The sequence below is a fragment of the Thermoactinospora rubra genome (genome assembly GCF_002093975.1).
Lineage (GTDB): Bacteria > Actinomycetota > Actinomycetes > Streptosporangiales > Streptosporangiaceae > Nonomuraea > Nonomuraea rubra_A.
The window spans coordinates 1-19026 of record NZ_KZ084333.1 but is presented as its reverse complement, the minus strand read 5'-3'; the positions used below and the strand labels follow the sequence as shown (position 1 = coordinate 19026).

Annotated in this window: 15 protein-coding genes; 7 read left to right on the top strand and 8 right to left on the bottom strand. The window is 71.2% G+C overall.

The features are described 5' to 3' along the window. Window positions 1-28: 28 nt before the first annotated feature. The 4 genes from BSB02_RS12940 to BSB02_RS12925 form a co-directional block, all read right to left on the bottom strand. Window positions 29-1249 carry a saccharopine dehydrogenase family protein gene (locus BSB02_RS12940; RefSeq protein ID WP_084959025.1) on the bottom strand — a complete coding sequence of 407 codons (1221 nt, stop codon included), beginning with the start codon at window positions 1247-1249 and terminating at the stop codon, window positions 29-31. A 90-nt stretch (window positions 1250-1339) separates the two neighbouring features. Further along, window positions 1340-2512, bottom strand: a complete 1173-nt coding sequence (locus tag BSB02_RS12935) for an extracellular solute-binding protein (RefSeq protein ID WP_084959024.1) — start codon at window positions 2510-2512, stop codon at window positions 1340-1342. Between the two features lie 66 nt (window positions 2513-2578). Further along, complete coding sequence (locus BSB02_RS12930; RefSeq protein ID WP_084959023.1) at window positions 2579-4075, bottom strand: CoA-acylating methylmalonate-semialdehyde dehydrogenase; 1497 nt, start codon at window positions 4073-4075, stop codon at window positions 2579-2581. Next, window positions 4062-5336 (bottom strand): aspartate aminotransferase family protein, encoded by a 1275-nt coding sequence (locus tag BSB02_RS12925; protein WP_084959022.1) that lies wholly within the window; start codon window positions 5334-5336, stop codon window positions 4062-4064. The genes BSB02_RS12930 and BSB02_RS12925 overlap by 14 nt, the downstream gene beginning before the upstream one ends. Before the next feature lie 236 nt (window positions 5337-5572). Between BSB02_RS12925 and BSB02_RS12920 the strand changes: the two genes are divergently transcribed. Further along, on the top strand, window positions 5573-6268 hold the full coding sequence (locus BSB02_RS12920; RefSeq protein ID WP_084959021.1) for an alternative oxidase: 696 nt from the start codon (window positions 5573-5575) through the stop codon (window positions 6266-6268). Window positions 6269-6278: 10 nt separating this feature from the next. On the opposite strand, the gene BSB02_RS12915 is transcribed toward BSB02_RS12920, so the two are convergent. Beyond that, window positions 6279-7733 carry an MFS transporter gene (locus tag BSB02_RS12915; RefSeq protein ID WP_169729389.1) on the bottom strand — a complete coding sequence of 485 codons (1455 nt, stop codon included), beginning with the start codon at window positions 7731-7733 and terminating at the stop codon, window positions 6279-6281. Window positions 7734-7809: 76 nt separating this feature from the next. Here BSB02_RS12915 and BSB02_RS12910 point away from each other — a divergent pair, with 76 nt between their 5' ends. From BSB02_RS12910 to BSB02_RS12895, 4 genes are all read left to right on the top strand, one after another. Continuing rightward, the gene (locus BSB02_RS12910) at window positions 7810-8517 is read left to right on the top strand and encodes a TetR/AcrR family transcriptional regulator (protein WP_084959019.1); all 708 of its coding nucleotides are present in this window, start codon (window positions 7810-7812) and stop codon (window positions 8515-8517) included. 2 nt (window positions 8518-8519) lie between these two features. Beyond that, window positions 8520-10115 (top strand): AMP-binding protein, encoded by a 1596-nt coding sequence (locus BSB02_RS12905; RefSeq protein WP_084959018.1) that lies wholly within the window; start codon window positions 8520-8522, stop codon window positions 10113-10115. Window positions 10116-10181: 66 nt separating this feature from the next. Beyond that, the gene (locus tag BSB02_RS12900) at window positions 10182-11798 is read left to right on the top strand and encodes a PucR family transcriptional regulator (RefSeq protein WP_084959017.1); all 1617 of its coding nucleotides are present in this window, start codon (window positions 10182-10184) and stop codon (window positions 11796-11798) included. Between the two features lie 12 nt (window positions 11799-11810). After that, window positions 11811-12173, top strand: a complete 363-nt coding sequence (locus BSB02_RS12895; RefSeq protein ID WP_084959016.1) for a cupin domain-containing protein — start codon at window positions 11811-11813, stop codon at window positions 12171-12173. Between the two features lie 34 nt (window positions 12174-12207). On the opposite strand, the gene BSB02_RS12890 is transcribed toward BSB02_RS12895, so the two are convergent. Continuing rightward, the gene (locus BSB02_RS12890; RefSeq protein WP_084959015.1) at window positions 12208-12705 is read right to left on the bottom strand and encodes a MarR family winged helix-turn-helix transcriptional regulator; all 498 of its coding nucleotides are present in this window, start codon (window positions 12703-12705) and stop codon (window positions 12208-12210) included. 85 nt (window positions 12706-12790) lie between these two features. Here BSB02_RS12890 and BSB02_RS12885 point away from each other — a divergent pair, with 85 nt between their 5' ends. Beyond that, window positions 12791-14437, top strand: a complete 1647-nt coding sequence (locus tag BSB02_RS12885) for an LLM class flavin-dependent oxidoreductase (RefSeq protein WP_084959014.1) — start codon at window positions 12791-12793, stop codon at window positions 14435-14437. A 102-nt stretch (window positions 14438-14539) separates the two neighbouring features. Here the strand turns inward: BSB02_RS12885 and trpS are convergent, their stop codons facing one another. Further along, window positions 14540-15538, bottom strand: a complete 999-nt coding sequence (trpS, locus tag BSB02_RS12880) for a tryptophan--tRNA ligase (RefSeq protein ID WP_084959013.1) — start codon at window positions 15536-15538, stop codon at window positions 14540-14542. Between the two features lie 244 nt (window positions 15539-15782). Between trpS and BSB02_RS12875 the strand changes: the two genes are divergently transcribed. Then, window positions 15783-17285 carry a phosphodiester glycosidase family protein gene (locus tag BSB02_RS12875; protein WP_084959012.1) on the top strand — a complete coding sequence of 501 codons (1503 nt, stop codon included), beginning with the start codon at window positions 15783-15785 and terminating at the stop codon, window positions 17283-17285. Between the two features lie 104 nt (window positions 17286-17389). Here the strand turns inward: BSB02_RS12875 and BSB02_RS12870 are convergent, their stop codons facing one another. Further along, window positions 17390-18646 carry a S1 family peptidase gene (locus BSB02_RS12870; protein ID WP_206184661.1) on the bottom strand — a complete coding sequence of 419 codons (1257 nt, stop codon included), beginning with the start codon at window positions 18644-18646 and terminating at the stop codon, window positions 17390-17392. Window positions 18647-19026: the final 380 nt, after the last annotated feature.

The following is a 19026-nucleotide window of genomic DNA, read 5'->3' as shown; positions in this document are numbered from 1 at the left end:
GCGGGCGGCGTCCCGGCGCGGGCCGGGCCTAGGCCGCCAGGAGCCGGTGCTCCTCGCGCATGCCGCACGGCGAGCCGTACTCCTCCAGCAGCGTCAGGAACGGCACGGCGTCGAACGCCTCCGGCCCGAGCACGCCCTCGCCCCGCCACACCCCGTGGGCCAGCAGCTCCAGCGCGACGACCGGGTGGACGGCGGTCTGCCAGACCACGGCCTGCGCGCCGTACTCGGCCATCGACCAGGCGTTGTCCACCACGTGGTAGAGGTACACCTCGCGCGGCGTGCCGTCCTTGCCCAGCCCCTTGACCCAGGTGCCCGCGCATGTCTTGCCCCGCATGCGCTCGCCCAGCGTGGCGGGGTCGGGCAGCCGGGCCGCCACCAGGTCGCGCGGCGATACCTCGACGCCGCCCACGCGCACCTTCTCGGCGCTGTCCAGGCCCAGCTTGTGGAGGGTCTTGAGGACGGCGATGAACTCCTCGCCCAGGCCGTACTTGAACGTCACGCGCCCCACGTCGATCCAGCGCGGGACCAGCAGGACCTCCTCGTGCTCGACGTTGACGCACTCCACGGGCCCGATGCCCTCGGGGAAGTGGAAGATCTCCGGCTCGCTGAACGGCTCGGTGGTGTGCCAGTCGCCGTTCTCCCAGATCACCGGCGGGTTGAGGCACTCTTCGATGGTGGTCCAGATGGAGAAGGTGGGGGCGAAGTCGTAGCCGTCGACGACGAGGTTGGAGCCGTCCCTGACGCCGATCTCGTCGACCCGGCCGAACAGGTGGTCGGCGGCGTAGCGGGCGAAGACGTCGGCCAGGCCGGGCTCGACGCCCATGCCGACCAGCGCCAGCCGCCCGCGGTCGCGCCACTGGCCGTCCAGCGCGAACTGCTCGTCGCCGAGCTTGACGCCCGTCTTGCGGTACGGCTCGCGCGGATGGGGCCTGGACAGCGACATGGCCATGTCGAGGTAGTGCGCCCCGGCGTTCAGCGCGGCGCGGAACAGCGGCATCGTGAAGCGCGGGTCGACCGCGTTGAACAGCACGTCGCAGCGGTGCACGCGCAGCGCCTCCTCGACCTGGGCCTGGTCGGCGGCGTCGAGCCGGATGGCGCTGAAGCGGGGGTCGTCCACGCGGGCGACCGCCTCGGCCGCCCGGCTCTGTTTGGAGTCGGCGACCACGATGTGTTCGTAGAACTTTCGGCGAGCGGCGATCTTGACCATGGCGGAGCCGACGCCGCCGGCTCCCACAAGAAGGATTCTCATGCGCTGAGCCTAACTGACTGACTGACTAATCAGCCAGTCGGGATGCGGCCGAGCATCCCGCCCGCTCCGGAAGGTCCGGAAGGGAGGAGGTCAGCTCACGAGGTTCTTCCAGCGCCTGTCCCAGGCGGCCAGGTCGGTGCACTCCCCGTCACGGGACCGGCAGTCGCCGGGCGGGAACGCCACGCTCTTGAGCCGCTCGGGCCGGCCCACGCCGTACAGCCCGCACAGCATCCTGACCCGGTCCCACTCACCCGATTTGTCAGATTTATCGGATTTGTCGGATTTCTTCGCCTCGCACGCCTCGGGAGCGGCCGGAGCCAGCCCCATCCAGGCCGCGGCGGCGCGCTGGGTGTCGGCGGAGGCGGTCCAGCCGAGCCAGCGGTAGGCGCAGTCGACGTTGGAGACGTTGGCGCCCAGCATCCAGGAGTCCACCCAGCCGGTGGTCCTGGCCGTGGCGAGCCTCTTGACCGGCTCGCCGGCCTTCGCCAGGGCGCTGCGCACGTACGGCGTGGCCTGCGCGTAGTCGATCTGGCCGGTGGCGAATCCCCTGACGATGTCGAGCGTGCTCGTCCAGTACTGACGCTTGTGCGCCTTCAGCTCCTCGGTCAGCCGGCCCAGCGCCGCGGCCGGCAGCTCGAGGGGGTCCTCGCCGAACGCCAGCGCCGCGTGGCCCAGCGTCAGCGGCGTGTCCCTGACCGCCGCCCGCTCGGAGGTGTAGAGCTGCTCGGCGCGGGGCCGCCCGACCCGCGTGGCGTCGTAGACGGTCTCGTAGAAGCCCCACAGGAACGGCACGCCGTACGTCTTCCCGCCGCGCACGGCCTGCTCGCGCAGCCGCTCGGTGAGGTCGTCGTAGCCGGGCACCCTGGCGGTGTCGACGGGTTGCACCCGCCTGTCCGCCACCAGCGAGTCCAGCAGGTCGGGACCGGCCGACAGCACGTCGTAGGACCGCCTCGCGGCCGCGTCCCGCAGCTCCTGGGGCGTGCGGACGAGGTCGAGCCGCGCGATGCGGCAGCCCGTCGCCTCCTCGAAGGTCGTCACCCAGTTGACCTTGGAGCTGGAGCCGCCGTACTCGGCGTAGCCCCGGTAGGCCAGGATCTGCAGGGTGCCGTCGCCCCTGGTGGCGCCGGCCGTCGGAGCCCGGCTCGGTGCCGGGCTCCCTGTCGGGCTGGGCGTGGGGCTCGGTGTCGGGGGGCGCACCGCTCCCGTGGACGCGATCAGCACGGCCAGGACGGCCAGCGCGGTCACGGGTGTACGGCTCGGCACGTCGCCCCCCTTCGCTCGGCTTGTCGGCTGGAGCCTACCGGGCGTTCCAGCCGACCCGCCGGAGAGCTACTTGTTGGTGGGGAAGCCCAGGTTCACCCCGCCGTGCGAGGGGTCGAGCCACCGGGAGGTGACGACCTTGCCGCGGGTGTAGAAGTGGACGCCCTCGGCACCGTGCACGTGCGTGTCGCCGAACAGGGAGGACTTCCAGCCGCCGAAGCTGTAGAAGGCCATCGGCACCGGGATCGGCACGTTGATGCCGACCATGCCGACCTCGACCTCGTTCTGGAAGCGCCGGGCGGCGCCGCCGTCGTTGGTGAAGATCGCGGTGCCGTTGCCGTACTCCAGGGAGTTGATGACCTCCAGGCCCTCCTCGTAGGAGCCGACCCGCACGATCGACAGGACCGGGCCGAAGATCTCCTCGGTGTGCACCCGGGAGCCCGGCTTGACGTGGTCAAGCACGGTGGGCCCGAGGAAGAAGCCGGGGTGCTCGGTGACCGCGACGGAGCCCACGCGGGCCTGCCGGCCGTCCACGACGATCTTGAAGCCTTCGTCCAGGTCCAGGTAGGAGGCGACCTTGTCGCGGTGCTCGCGGGTGACCAGCGGCCCCATCTCGGAGGCGGGGTCGTCGCCGGGACCCACCTTCAGCCGCCCGACCCGCTCCACGATCTTGTCGACGAGCTCGTCGCCGATCGGGTCGACGGCCAGCACCACCGAGATGGCCATGCACCGCTCGCCCGCCGAGCCGAAGCCGGCCGACACCGCCGAGTCGGCGACCAGGTCCAGGTCGGCGTCCGGCAGCACGAGCATGTGGTTCTTGGCGCCGCCCAGCGCCTGGACCCGCTTGCCGTGCCTGGTGCCGGTCTCGTAGATGTAGCGGGCGATGGGGGTGGAGCCCACGAAGGAGACCGCCTTGACGTCCGGGTGCTCCAGGAGCCGGTCCACCGCGACCTTGTCGCCCTGCACCACGTTGAAGACCCCGTCCGGCAGCCCGGCCCGCTTCCACAGCTCGGCCATGAGCAGCGAGGCCGACGGGTCCTTCTCCGAGGGCTTGAGGATGAAGGCGTTGCCGCAGGCGATGGCGATGGGGAACATCCACATCGGCACCATGGCCGGGAAGTTGAACGGCGTGATCCCGGCCACCACGCCGAGCGGCTGGCGGATGGAGTAGGAGTCCACGCGGGTGGACACGCCCTCGGAGAAGCCGCCCTTGAGCAGGTGCGGGATGCCGCAGGCGAACTCCACGACCTCCAGGCCGCGCGCCACCTCGCCCAGGGCGTCGGCGTGGACCTTGCCGTGCTCGGCGGAGATGAGCGCGGCCAGCTCGTCGCGGTGGGCGTCCACGAGCTCGCGGAAGCGGAACAGCACCTGGGTGCGCTTGACGAGCGAGGCGTCGCGCCAGGCGGGGAAGGCGGCGGACGCGGCGGCCACGGCCGCGTCGACGTCGGCGACCGAGGCCATCGCGACGTGCCCGCTGACCTCGCCGGTCGCGGGGTTGTAGATCTCACCCGTACGGCTGCCGCCGTCGGCGGGGGATCCGTTGATCCAGTGCTTAACGGACTTCATCGTTGATGGTCTCCAGAGCGGTCACGATGATGCCGAGGCCTTCGCGGGCCTCGTCCTCGGTCAGGGTGAGCGGCGGGGCCATGCGGATCGCGGTGCCGTACAGGCCGCCCTTGCCCGCGAGCAGGCCGAGCTTCTTGGACTCCTCCATGAACCGGGCCGCCAGCTCGGGCGAGGCCAGCTCGACGGCGAACATCAGGCCCTTGCCGCGCACGTCCTTGACGATGGGCAGACGCCCCGCGGCCTCGCGCAGGCCCTCGATGATGATCGCGCCGGTCTTGGCGGCGTTGGCCTGCAGGTCGTGGTCGAGCACGTAGTCGAGGGTGGCGTTGGCGGCGGCCATGGAGATCGGGTTGCCGCCGAAGGTGGCCAGGCCCACGGCGTGCAGGGAGTCCATCAGGTCGCCGCGCGCCACGACGCCGCCGACCGCAAAACCGTTGCCCAGGCCCTTGGCGAAGGTCATCATGTCCGGCGTCACGCCGTGGTTGTGGATGCCGAAGAACGCCGAGCCGGTGCGGCCCCAGCCGGTCTGCACCTCGTCGGAGACGAACAGGATCCCGTGCTCGTCCAGCACCTCCTTGTAGGCGGCGAACAGCCCGTCGGGCGCCATGGTGAAGCCGCCCACGCCCTGGATCGGCTCGGCGATCAGCGCGGCGACGTCGCGGGAGCAGGCCGTGGCCAGCACGTGGCGCAGGTCGGCCACGCACGCCTCGATGTACTCCTGGTCCGTCATCTTCGCGAACTGCGGCAGGTGCCGGTCGGCGCCGTGCAGGAAGTGCACGTTCAGCGGCGAGAGCGAGTTGTTCTTCCAGGAGGCGTTGGAGGTGACGGAGATCGCGCCGAAGGAGCGGCCGTGGTAGCTCTGCCGCATGGCCAGCACCTGGTCGCTCTTGCGGGCGTAGGTGGCCAGCAGCAGCGCGGTCTCGTTGGCCTCGGTGCCGGAGTTGGTGAAGAACACCTTGGCGTCGGGGATGCCCGACAGCCTGGCGATCTTCTCGGCCAGCTCGACCTGGCCGCGCAGCAGGTAGACCGTGCTGGTGTGGACCACGCCGGTGGCGAGCTGCCGCTCGACCGCCTCGCGCACCTCGGGCACGTCGTACCCGATCATGTTGGTCAGGATCCCGGCGAAGAAGTCCAGGTAGCTCTTGCCCGTCGCGTCGACGACACGGTTGCCCTTGCCGCGGACGATCTCGATGGGCTCGTTGTAGTACAGGGCCACCCAGTTGGGGATCACTGCCCGGTGGCGCGCAAGAAGGTCGGACATATATCGAGTATCCAGGCTCTTCGCCATGCTTCCTACCGTCAACCTGTCGGGGATGCGCCGATCCCGCCTTACAGGGTGCCGGATCCCCTAGGGGATCCCCCGTGCGCCTGGCGCGGTACGGCCCGGCCGCCGGTTACCTCTCCGGGGGCAGGCCAGATGCCCTCCGGGGGCCGACGCCCGGACGGGGGCTGTTCGCCGACGATCGGATCACCGATGAAACGGGAGGAGATCCGGACATGACGCTCACCGTCGACCACCGCCCCGAGGCCCTTGCCGGCCCGCCGAAGCTCACCCGGGAGCAGCTGCGCGCCGCCCAGGAGGAGACGCTGGCCGCCCCGCGCATGGACTACAGCCTGCTGGCGCGGATGATGTTCAAGCCCGTGGACCTCCTGTACGGCAGGCAGGGCTCGTTCACGAAGTTCGCGATGCTGGAGATCATCGCGCGCGTGCCGTACCAGGCCTGGGAGCGGATGGGCTACTGGGCGGTCCACCGGTACCGCACGCGCTCCGACCTGGCCCGCCGGGTGTTCGAGCGGATCGTCGAGGCCCGCTCCGACCAGGACAACGAGCAGTTCCACCTGCTGATCCTGGAGGACCTGGTCGACCGGCAGGGCATCAGGCGCAACTGGCTGCTGCACCGGGTCGCGCCGTGGCTGATCTCGTTCTTCTACTACCACGTCTCGTGGCTGCTGTTCCTGGTCCACCCGAAGTCGAGCTACCGGCTCAACGCCGAGTTCGAGGACCACGCCGAGCACTCCTACATGGAGTTCGTGGCCGACAACCCGCACCTGGAGTTCGTGCCGGACCCCGGCGCCTACACCCGCGAGTACGGCCACTACCGCTCGGTGGCCGACCTGCTGCGGCAGATCGGCCACGACGAGCGGGTGCACAAGCTGGACAGCCTGGAGAAGATGGCCGAGCCCCGTCTCTAGGAGCCCGTCTCTAGGAACTCTGCAGGACGGCCTCCTGGGCCTGCGGCTTGCGCGAGCGCAGCAGCGCCAGGCCCAGCAGGGCCGCCGCCACGCTGAACCCGGCGCTGATCCACGAGCCGGTGGCCATGGCGGTGGTGAAGGCCTCCTTGGCGGGCTCGGCGAGCCCGAGCTGGAACGCGGCGCCGATGGAGTCGCGAGCGGCGGCGGGGGCGTCGCCCGGCATGTTGGCGCCGAAGACGCCCGCCAGCACGCTGCCCAGCACCGCGATGCTGACGGCCATGCCGACCTGCTGGAGGGTGTCGTTCATGGCCGAGCCCACGCCGGCGTGCTCCAGCGGGATGGCGTTCATGATGGAGGCGTAGGCGGCCGGTCCCGCCAGGCCGCCGCCGATGCCCATGACCAGCATGCTGACCAGCACCGGCAGGTAGCCGGAGCCCGTGGCCAGGATCGCGAAGGCGCCGGCCATGACGAGCAGGCCCGCCACGATGAGCGTCTTGTTGCTCACCTTCTTGCCCAGCCCGGCGCCCACGCCGTTGAAGACGGCGGCGGCCACGGCGTACGGCAGCAGCGCCAGGCCGGCCTGCATCGGCTCGTAGCCGAGCACGAACTGCAGGTACTGCGTGAGCATGAGCAGGACCGCGCCCATGCCGAAGACCATGAGCAGCAGCGTGAAGCAGGTCCCGGTGAAGTCGCGGCTGCGGAAGACGGCCAGCGGCAGCATCGGGTGGGCCGAGCGGCGCTCCCACCACACGAACGCGGCCCAGGCCACGACCGCCAGCGCGATCACGGGGACGTTCCACTCCCTCTCGATGATCACGTAGACGGTGGAGGTGAGCGCCGCGATGGACAGCACCACGCCGACCAGGTCGACCTTCCTGCTCGACTGGCCCTTGGTCTCGGGCATCAGCACGAGCGCGGCCACGATCGCCAGGGCGGCGACGGGCACGTTGATCAGGAAGACCGAACCCCACCCGTAGTGCTGCAGCAGGAAACCGCCCAGGGTGGGCCCGAGGACGACCGCGACCATGGAGGTGGTCGCCCAGGCGGCCATGGCCTTGCGCCGTTCCTCCTCGTCGAAGACCGTCATCATGATCGACAGGGTGGAGGGCATGAGGACGGCGCCGCCGACGCCCATCACGGCCCGGGCCGCGATCAGGTGCCACGGCTCGGTGGACGCGACGGCCAGGAGGGAGGCCGCGCCGAAGACGGCCAGGCCCACCAGCAGCATCAGCCGCCTGCCGTACCGGTCGGACAGGCTGCCCGCGGTGAGCAGCAGGCCGGCGAAGACCAGCACGTAGGCGTCGAGGATCCACTGGACGTCGGAGGTGGTGGCGCCCAGGTCCGTCATGAGGGACGGGATGGCCAGGTTCAGCACGGTGCTGTCGATCATCAGCACCAGGACGGAGAGGCAGAGCACCGCGAGGATCCACCAGCGGCGCGGGTCTCGCACAGCGTTCGAGTCCACTCGTACATCGTTCGACTTCACTCGCACAGTGTACGACAAATCTCGTACAGTGTGCGAGCCGTTTTAGACTGGCGGTGTGACCAAGCAGTTCTCCTCGGTGTGGACACGCGAGCCGCACCCGCCCAGGCAGGCCGGACTGAGCCGCGAGCAGATCGTCAAGGCGGCCCAGGAGATCCTCGACGCCGAGGGCCTGGAGGCGCTGAGCATGCGCAAGCTCGGCGCCAAGCTCAACGCCGGCGCGACGAGCCTGTACTGGCACGTGGCCAACAAGGACGAGCTGCTGGAGCTGGTCTACGACGAGGCCTGGGGCGCGGTGCGGCTGCCGGATCCGGACGAGACGAGCTGGCGCGAGGTCATGACGACCTTCGCCTACAGCCTCCAGGACGCCATGATGCGCCACCCCTGGATGACCTCGCTCATCGGCCGCATGGCCGCGCTGGGCCCCAACGCGCTGCGCCTGACGGACCGGCTGCGCAAGGCCTTCAAGAAGGCCGGGTTCACCGGCATCGACGTCGACTTCGGCTGCGCCGCGATCATGTCCTACGTCCTGGGCTACACCATCCCCCAGGTCGCATGGATCAAGGCGGCCGGCGGCGACTACGACCTCGACAGCATCGTGGCGGCCATCGAGCGGGCCGGCGCCGACTACCCCGAGCTGGTCGCCGAGTACCGGGATCTGCACAGCCACGATCCGGCCGCCCACCGGGCCATGGCCTTCGACTTCGGCCTGCTGTGCGTGCTCGACGGCCTTGAGTCGCGGCTGCGCAAGGGAGCAGGATCCTAACCATGAACGACGTCAGCGCCTTTCACGCCGCCCGTGACCTGCTGCTCGAGTCCGACTACGCCACCGCCCGCCGCGAGTTCCGCTGGCCCGTGCTGGAGGAGTTCAACTGGGCGCTCGACTGGTTCGACCGCCTGGAGGGCACGGCCCTGAAGTTCGTCGACGGCCCGAGCTACACCTTCGCCGAGCTGTCCAGGCGCTCCAACCAGGTCGCCAACTGGCTGCGCTCCCAGGGCGTGCGCCGCGGCGACCGGGTCCTGCTCATGCTCGGCAACCAGCTGGAGCTGTGGGAGTCGATGCTGGCCTGCATGAAGCTCGGCGCGGTCATCATCCCCGCGACGACCCTGCTGACCGAGAAGGACGTCGCCGAGCGCATCGAGCGCGGCCAGGTCGCCCACGTCATCGCCAACGCCGGCGACGCCGCCAAGTTCACCGGCGGGCCGTACACCAAGATCGCGGTCGGCGAGTCCTACGGCTGGCTGCCCTTCCACGAGTCCGCCACGGCGCCGGAGGACTTCACCCCCGACGGTCCCACCAAGGCCTCCGACACCCTGCTGCTGTACTTCACCTCCGGGACGACCTCCCAGCCCAAGCTGGTCGAGCACACTCACGCCTCCTATCCCGTCGGCCACCTGTCGACGATGTTCTGGATCGGCGTGCGGCCCGGCGACGTGCACCTCAACATCTCCTCCCCCGGCTGGGCCAAGCACGCCTGGAGCAGCTTCTTCGCGCCGTGGAACGCGGGCGCCACCCTGCTGGTCCACGACTACCAGCGCTTCTCCGCGCCCCGCCTGCTGGAGGTGCTGCGCGACGAGCGCGTGACCACCTTCTGCGCCCCGCCGACCGTCTGGCGCATGCTCATCCAGGAGGACCTGGCCGCCTGGAAGCTGCCGCTGCGCACCGCGGTCGCCGCCGGCGAGCCGCTCAACCCCGAGATCATCGACCAGGTCGCCAAGGCGTGGGGCATCACCATCCGCGACGGCTACGGCCAGACCGAGACCACCGCGCAGATCGGCAACGTGCCCGGCATGCCGGTCAAGCCCGGCTCGATGGGCCTGCCGCTGCCCGGCTACGACGTCGTCCTCCTCGACCCGTCCACCGGCGAGCCGGGCGACGACGGCGAGATCTGCCTGCCGCTCGGCGACGGCCGCCCGCTCGGCCTCATGCGCGGCTACGTCGGGCGCTCGCTGACCGCCGAGGACGGCTACTACCACACCGGCGACGTCGCCACCCGCGACGCCGACGGCTACATCACCTACGTGGGCCGCACCGACGACGTCTTCAAGGCCTCCGACTACCGCATCTCGCCGTTCGAGCTGGAGAGCGTGCTGCTGGAGCACGAGGCCGTGGCCGAGGCCGCCGTCGTCCCCGCGCCCGATCCGGTACGGCTGGCCGTGCCCAAGGCGTTCGTCACGCTCGCGCCGGGCTACGAGCCCACCGAGCAGACCGCCCGGTCGATCCTGGAGTACTGCCGGGCCAACCTGGCCCCCTACAAGCGCATCCGCCGACTGGAGTTCGCCGAGCTGCCCAAGACCATCTCGGGGAAGATCCGCAGGGTGGAGCTGCGCGAGCAGCCGCCGGGGGTCGAGTACACCGAATGAGCCCTGACATCAACCCGTAAAGGGATTGTTGTCCAGAATTACAGTCTGATCGGATAGGCTCGCCCCGTGCTGCCCACCATCGCCGACGTTCTCGCACTGGAGACGGTGCGCCGGGGGAACCCGCGCGTCGTCGCCGGGGCGGACCGGCTCGACACGCGCGTGCGGTGGGTGCACGTGGGCGAGGTGGCCGACCTGGCCCACCTGCTCAGGGGCGGCGAGCTGGTGCTGACCACCGGGGTCGCGCTGCCCGAGGACCCCGAGAAGCTGGCCGCCTACATCGGCGAGCTGGCCGCGGTGGGCGCCTCCGGGCTCATCGTCGAGCTGGGCCGCAGGTTCGTCCGCGAGCTGCCGCCCGCGGTGGTCAAGACGGCCGAGGAGCACGGCCTGCCGCTGATCGTGCTCACCCGCGAGACGCCGTTCGTGCAGATCACCGAGTCGGTCCACTCGCGGATCATCGACATCCAGCTGGAGGAGCTGCGCGCCTCCGAGCAGCTGCACGAGGTCTTCACCGAGCTGTCGGTCGAGGGCGCCTCGCCCGCCGAGGTGCTGGCCCAGGTCGCCCGGCTGGCCGGGCGGCCGGTCGTGCTGGAGAACCTCGCCCACCAGGTGCTGGCCTGCGAGTCGGCGGGCCGCGACACCGGCACGCTGCTGGCCGGGTGGGAGACCCGTTCGCGGGCCGTGGCGCCGGAGGAGCGCACCGCCTACGACAAGGCCTCCGGCTGGCTGGTCACCGTGGTCGGCGCCCGCGGCCAGGACTGGGGCCGGCTGATCCTCGTCTGCGACTCGCCGCCCAGCCCCCGCGACATGGTGCTGGCCGAGCGGGCCGCCACCACGCTGGCCCTCGGCCGCCTGCTCGAACGCCACCAGGAGTCCCTCGAACGCCAGGCGCACGGCACGATCCTGCACGGCATCCTCACCCACGCCTACGCCGACCCCGACGAGGCCGCCGCCCGCGCCCGGGCCGTCGGCGTGCCGCTCACCGGGCGCAGGCTGGTCAGCGTCGTCATCCGCCTGACCGAGCAGGCCGAGCAGGCCCTCGACGGCCAGGCCGAGCTGGGCGAGCTGGCCGAGGCCGCGGCCGCCGCCTGCCGCGACGTGCGCCTGCCCGCCCTCGTCGGCACGCTCGACCAGGACCGGGTCGGCCTGCTGCTGCCGCTCCCGCCGCGCACCAGCGTCGAGCCCGCCCTGACCGCGCTGGCCGAGCGGCTGCGCGCCCTGTGGCAGCCGGGCTCGGCGTTCGTGCTGGCCGCGGGCTCGGTGGTGGACTCGGTCCGCGACGTACGGCGCAGCTTCCTGGAGGCCGAGCAGGTCGCCGGCGTGGCGGTGCGCCAGCCGGACGGCCGGGCCTTCTACCGGCTGCCCGACCTGCGCCTGCGCGGCCTGCTCCACCTGCTCAGGGACGACGCCCGGCTGCAGACCTTCGCCGAGCGGGAGCTGGGCACGCTGCTGGCGCACGACGCGCAACGCGGCGGCGACCTGACCAGAATCCTGCGCATCTACCTGGACTCGGGCAGGAACAAGGCGGTCGCCGCGCAACGCGCGCACCTGTCCCGCCCCGCCTTCTACGACCGCCTGCGCCGCCTGGAGCGCATCCTCGACACCGACCTGGACGACGTGGAGTCGTGCCTGTCGCTGCACGTCGCCCTGCTGGCCCTGGAATCCTTCCGCCGCGATACCCGTTAGAGAGCCCTGTTCATGTCCGACGCCGTGCCTTCGCCGCTCGCCGCGCTGCCCTCCGCGGGCGCGGTCGCCTTCCCCGCCGGATCGGCGCGGCTCGTCCCCGACCCGCTGGACCCGGCGCAGATCGTGGCGGGCACCCCGGAAACGTCCGTGCTGGAGCTGGGCGAGGGGCGCGGCGTCTGGGAGATCACGCCGGGCGTCGTGACCGACGTGGAGCGGGACGAGATCTTCGTCGTGCTGTCCGGCCGGGCCACCATCGAGGTGGAGGGCGGCGCGACCGTCAAGGTGGGGCCGGGCGACGTGTGCCTGCTGGCCGAGGGGGCCAAGACGACCTGGACGGTGCACGAGACGCTGCGCAAGGTCTACCAGGCCCGCTGACGCCCGTCCCGGCCGCGCCCTGCCGTACGGGAGGCTAGCGGGGGTCGGCGCGCAGCCTGAGCTCCTCCACCGCCTCGCACGTCTCGGCGACCGGGTCGTCGCCGCGGCCCAGTGCGCCCGCCAGGCGGCAGGCCATCTCGCGGAACGCCGGGGCGTCGTCGCCCAGGGCGGCCAGCACGTGCTCCTCCACGTGCCGCAGCCGGGCCTGGACCTGCGACCACACCTCACGCCCGCGCTCGGTGGCGACCACCCGGCGGTTGCGCCGGTCGGCCGGATCGGGGCGGCGCTCGACCAGCCCCAGCCGCACCAGGTCGTCGATGAGGTAGGTCAGGACCGTGCGGTCGATGCCGAGCTGGCGCGCGATGGCGACCTGGTTGGCCGGGAGGTCCTGGACCGCGGCGGCGAGCACCTGGTAGCCGCGCGGCCCCCCGGGCAGGTCGCTGATGACGGCGTCGGCGGCCTTGACGTAGGTGCGGAAGACCGTGCCGAGCGCCCAGCCGAGGTCGGCGTCGAGCCCGGTGTCCGTAGTCATGACCCCAGCCTACCATCAAGTTCGCTTCGCAACCTTCTGTCTGATATATCATCTGTGAACAAGAAGGTTTGGTTAAGGAGGGCCTGTGTCGGACTACGGGCACGATCTGCTGTTCGGTGTCTTCCTCACCCCGGCGGCCGCGCAGGCCGACCGGACCCTGGCGCTCGCCCGGCTGGCCGACTCGGCGGGGCTGGACCTGGTGACCGTCCAGGACCACCCCTACCAGCCGGCGTTCCTCGACGCCTGGACGCTGCTGTCGGTCATCGCCGCGCGCACCGAGCGGGTGCGGGTCGCGCCCAACGTGGCGAACCTGCCGCTGCGCCCGCCCGCCGTCCTGGCCAAGAGCGTGGCCAGCCTCGACGTCCTCAGCGGCGGCCGGGCCGAGCTCGCCCTGGGCGCGGGCGCCTTCGCCGACGCGGTCGCCACGCTGGGCGGGCCCCGCCGCACCCCCGGCGAGTCGCTGGAGGCGCTGGAGGAGGCCATCCAGGTGATCAGGGCGCTGTGGTCGCCCGGGACCGCGGCGTTCGAGGGCAGGCACTACCGGCTCCAGGACGCGCGGCCCGGGCCGTTCCCGGCGCACGAGGTGGGCATCTGGCTCGGGGCGATCAAGCCGCGCATGCTGCGCCTGACCGGGCGTGCGGCCGACGGCTGGCTGCCCAGCGCCCCTTATGTGCCGCCGGAACGGCTGGCCGAGTCCAACAAGATCATCGACGAGGCGGCCCGGGAGGCGGGCCGCGACCCGGCCGCCGTCCGGCGCCTCTACAACATCGGCGGCGGCTTCCCGCGCGGCTCGGCCGCCGACTGGGCCGAGCAGCTCGCCGAGCTCACGCTGACCGAGGGGATGAGCGCCTACATCCTCGCCTCGGACGACCCGGACACCATCCAGGCGTTCGCGGCGGAGGTGGCCCCGGCCGTACGGGAGCTGGTCGCGGCCGAGCGCGCCGGGACGGGGGCGGAGGAGGCGCGGGCCGTGCCCGAACCGGCCTCCGCCCCGCACGCCGGGGAGACCGCCCCGGACGCCGGGCAGATCTCTGGCCTGCGTGCCGAGCCTTCGCACGAGCAGGCCCCGGCCCCGCACTCTGAACTCCCGCGTGTGCAGGCCCCGGCTTCGCGCGCCGCGCGGGGGCCCGTCTCCGGGCTGGGCGTCACGCCCACCCCCGCCCCCGCCGTACGGCACAGCGACGAGCGGCTGTGGGACGAGTCGGCCCGGCCCAAGGGCCCGGCGCCCGATCCCGGCCGCACCTACAGCCCGCGCGAGCGCGCCTCCGGCCGGCACCTCGTCGACGTCCACGACCACCTGCGCACCGAGCTCGACCAGGTCCGCGACCTGGTCGAGCAAGTCATCGCCGGATCCATGGACCCCGGCGCGGCGCGCTCGCACATCAACGCCATGACCATGCGCCAGAACAACTGGACGCTGGGCGCGTACTGCTCGGCCTACTGCCGGGTCGTCACCGTGCACCACACGCTGGAGGATGAGAGCCTGTTCCCCCAGCTGCGGCGCGCCGACCCGCGGCTGGCCCCGGTGATCGACCGGCTGGAGGAGGAGCACCAGGTCATCCACGGCGTCCTGGAGCGGGTGGACCGCGCGCTCGTCGCCGCCGTGAGCTCGCCCGGCGGGCTGGCCGAGCTGCGCGGGGCGGTCGACGTGCTCACCGACGCGCTGCTGTCGCACCTGTCGTACGAGGAGGCCGAGCTCGTCGAGCCGCTGGCCCGGCTGGGCGTCATGTGACCGAGCCGGGTCCGTGGCGGCCCCGGCCGTGACCGCCGGGCCCGGGCGGCCGTTCGGGCGGTCATGCGGGGGTGATGCGGGCGGTCACGAGGACGAGCGCGGTCATGAGGCGGCGCGGGAGGCGATCGTGTACCCCATCGCGTCGCGCACCTCGTCGAGGGTCCGCACCGCCACCTCCCGCGCCCGGGCGTTGCCCTCGCGCAGCACCGCCAGCGCATCGCCCTCCCCCAGCTCGCGGCGGCGCCGGCGGATGGGGCGGCAGAACTCGTTGACCGCCTCGGTGACCAGCCGCTTCAGCGCGGCCGCCCCGCCGTACCCGATCTCCTCGGCGATCTCCTGCGGCCGGCGGCCCAGGCACAGTCCGGCGAGCGAGAGGAGGTTGGCCACGTTCGGCCGGCGGTCCGGCTCGTAGGTGATCAGCCGCTCGGAGTCGGTCACCGCCCGCCTGATCAGCGCGGCGGTCTCGTCCTCCGTGGCCTTCAGCGCGATGGCGTTGCCCCGCGACTTGCTCATCTTGCCGCCGTCCAGCCCGGCCACCAGCGGGGCGTCGCTCAGCATCGCCTCCGGGAGCGGGAAGACCGGGCCGTAGCGGTCGTTGAAGCGCCGGGCGATGGTCCGCGTGACCTCCAGGTGCGGCAACTGGTCCTTGCCCACCGGCACGAGCGTGGCCTTGCAGAACAGGATGTCCGCCGCCTGGTGCACGGAATAGGTGAACATCAGCCCGCTGACCGCGGCCTGCGAGCTGTGGGCGATCTCGTCCTTCACGGTCGGGTTGCGCCCCAGCTCGGACACCGTCACCAGGCTCAGGAACGGCAGCATCAGCTGGTTCAGCTCCGGCACGGCGCTGTGCTGGAAGATCGTCACCTTGGCCGGGTCCAGGCCGACCGCGAGGTAGTCCAGGACCAAGTCGGTGACGTTGCGCCGGATCTCACCCGGCCGGTCCCGATCGGTGATCACCTGGTAGTCGGCGACCAGCACGAACACGGGATGCAGGTCCTGCAAGACCAGCCGGTTGGCGAGCGACCCGAAATAGTGGCCAAGGTGGAGCGAGCCGGTCGGGCGGTCGCCGGTGAGGACGACATGGGTTGACGTTCGGTGCATTCTGGGTCCCTTTCCACCGTCCCCAGACACCGAAAAGGCCGTCCGAGGACGGCCTTATCTCGCATGCGGAATCAACGGCCGTCGGGCGGCCGCCACCACATGCTGATCAAAACCATGCACCCAGTGTAGATCCAATGGTGTCAATCTCGTAACCACACCTCATGCTTTCGCGTGTTCGGCTGACCTTCACGCCTTGATCTCGCCAGGATGGTCCGGTCCCGTAAGACCCTCCTGGAGTTGCTTCATGTCACGACGCACCCTCGTCGTCGGCCTAGCGCTGGCCACGTCGCTGACGACGACGGCCGTACCCCTCGGCCCGCTGCCCGCGACCGCCCAGGTCACCGCCCAGGTCCAGGCGGTGCGGTTCCCCGGCGGCTCCTTCCCGCTGGGAACGCCGCGCGCCGTACCGGCCAGAACCCAGTCCAGGGTCGCGCCGGGCGTCGACCTGTACACCGTGTTAGCGGGCAAGTCCACCGACGGCTACACCGTCACGGTGCTCATGCCCAACGGCAGGGACGCCGGCAGCCGCGCGGACGCCGACCTGAAGGCCGCCGAGGTCGAGGCGGCCGGTGAGACGCCGAGCGTCCAGTCGGTCACCAAGCCGGCCGTCGCCGACGGGCCCGCCAAGGAGTACTTCATGGTCCGCGTGGGCCTGTGGCCGCTGAAGGACAAGGCCAAGGCAGACAAGACCGCCGCCAGGCTCAAGGAGGCCGGGCTGAAGGTCAAGGTCGACTACCTGGGCGACGACGGCACCAAGACGAGCGGTCCGTGGGACATGCGGGTGCTCACCGTCGACCGCAGGGCGTTCCGCGGCTCCTACGCCGCCAGCCTCGGCGTCAGCGTGGCCAAGCGCGAGACGACCTCGTCCATGGCCAAGGCAGCCAAGGCCATCGCGGCCGTCAACGGCGGCTTCTTCAACATCCACACGCTGCCCGCGCTGCGCGGCGAGCCGACCGGCGTCTCCGTCGTGGGCGGCAAGCTGCTCAGCGAGGCCGTGCCCGGCCGTTCCGCGCTGGTCCTCAAGGGCCGTACGGCCCGCGTCACGGAGATCAGGACCTCCGTCGCCGTGGTGTCGCAGGACGGGGCGCGCATGAACGTCAACGGCGTGAACCGGCTCGCCGCGGCGGACGAGCTCGTCCTCTACACCGAGGAGTTCGGCGCCAAGACCCCGGCCGACGGCGGCGCCGACGCCGTGGTCGACGGCAAAGGCAAGATCGTCGCCCTGCGCGAGCCCGGCGCCGCCGTACCCGCCGGACACCGGGTCCTGCACGGCAACGGCGTCGCGGCGCAGTGGCTGTGGGAGCACGCATGGGAGTCGTGGACGCTCACGGTCGACACCAAGGTCGTCGACCTGCGCACCGGCCGGGCCCTGGCGCTCACGCCGGACCTGCACGTCATCGGCGGCGGCGTCGGGCTGGTGCGCAACGGCCGCATCCGCGTCACCGCCGCTCGCGACGGGCACGACAGCATCAACATGGTGCTGCGCCGTCACCCGCGGACGCTGGCGGGGGTGACCAGGAACGGCAGCCTCATCCTGGCCACGGTCGACGGGCGCAAGCCGGGCGTGTCGGTGGGGGCGAACATGATCGAGGCGGCGGAGCTGATGCGCTGGCTGGGCGCCGTCCAGGCGATCAACCTCGACGGCGGCGGCTCCACGGCCATGGTGGTGGGCGGCAAGGTCGTCAACAAGCCGTCGGACGGCCGGGAACGTGCCGTGGGCGACGCGCTGCTCGTGCTGCCGAAGTGACGCATCGTCTCGCGCTGCCGAGACAACGCGCTGCGAGGGCGTTCCCGCGCTTCGTCGCCGGAACGCCCTCGCCTTTTGTGATATGTGTATTCCGCTTCCACAAGTCACGGGGTACGGTCACGACCCGCCGCGATCGCCCGCTTCGCCTCGGCGATGTACTCGCGGACGTAGGGGTGCCCCGGGTAGAGCGCCAGCACCTTGCCGAACCCGTGAAGCGCGGCCCTGTACCGGTGGGCGAAGAAGTCGTCGAGCGCCTTGTAGTAGACGCGCGAGGTCTTCGACAGAACCGGCTTGACCCCCGCGGCGGCCAGCTTCTTCTTGACCACGTCGACCGGCAGGACGAGCCCTGTGGTCTCCGTCTCCCCGCCGACGCGATCCTCCAGCAGCCTGGCGATCACGATTCCGACCACCTTGCCCTTCTTGTCGAAGACAGGACCGCCGGAGTTGCCGCCGTAAACGGAGGCCTGGGTCTGGATGTACGGCACGCCGAAGATCGAGGTCCGCCGAGCGCTGTACACGCCCTCCGTCAGCGTGGGCCGCAACTTCGACTGGAAGTCGAGCGCCAGGCTGCTGGTGACGATGCCGGGATAGCCGTTGATGTACATGGTCTCGCCGACCCGCACGTCACCGTCCTGTCCGAACGGCACGGTGGGCAGGTTCCGCACCCCCTCGGCCTTGAGCAGGGCGTAGTCGGCCCCCGGCCAGGCCTTGCCCTTCGAGAGCACCCTCAGCCGGGTGCCCGCGGCCTTGCCCTTGCCGTCGGGCCTCAGCGCCACGATCTGCCGGCTGACGTCGTGCAGCCGCATGTGCTTGGCGTCGAACTCGCCGAAGAGCTTGGTCGCCAGCTTCACCATGCCGTCGTCCGGCTGGGCCAGCTTCGTCGCCTCCGCCATGAACGCCTTCACATCCGCGTTGACGATCTTCGGTAGCGCGAACTGCCCGAGCGTCGAGCGCAGCGCTTCCTTGGTTTCGGTGACGCAGTGCGCCGCGGTGAGCAGGTGTCCCTGAGGCGTCACCCATGCCCCGGTGCAGACGCCGGACGGCCCTTTGCCGCCCGGCTTCACCTTGACGATCCGGTACGGCTTGGCGGCCGCGAGATAGCGGTCGGCGTCGGCGGCGGCCGTCTTGAGAACCCACTTCACCTGGCTCTGCCGATCAGCCGGGATGCGCCCCGCCTTGGCATATTTCTCCGCCTTGTCGAACAGCGCACGGAAAGCCCTGGTGGGCTTGATGGATGGAATCTCCATCGTCGCGCCGTACTGCATCATCAACAGCTGAACCGCCGGATCGGTCCTGGCGGCCAGCATGGTCCCGACGGCCACGTCTTCAGGTGGCGCGGCGGCGTGCGCCGGCACGGCCATCTGTGCCCGCGGGACTGTCTGCGCTTGCGCGCCCGTCTGTGTTGCCGCAAGCCCGGCCATGGCGACCAACCCCAACGCGCCGGCCCTCAGCAGGTGTGTGCGCATGTTCCCCCCTCGGTTCGAGTGGGGTCAGCATGCGGTCCCGCGGTGGAGGACGGCTTGCAGGCGGGCAACGCCCGGTTTCCGTCCGCTTACAGTGCGATCTTTCGGTTACAGTGCGATCTTTCGGCGCGAGATGTGGGGCTGGGGTGACGTGGCCGGTTCGTTAGAGCCAGCACCCCTCCGGTGGAATGGCTAGAAATGACAAAAGGGGCCACCCCTCCGGGTAGCCCCCATAACACAAAAAAAAGGGGGCCGCCCCTGCCGGGCAGCCCCCCCTT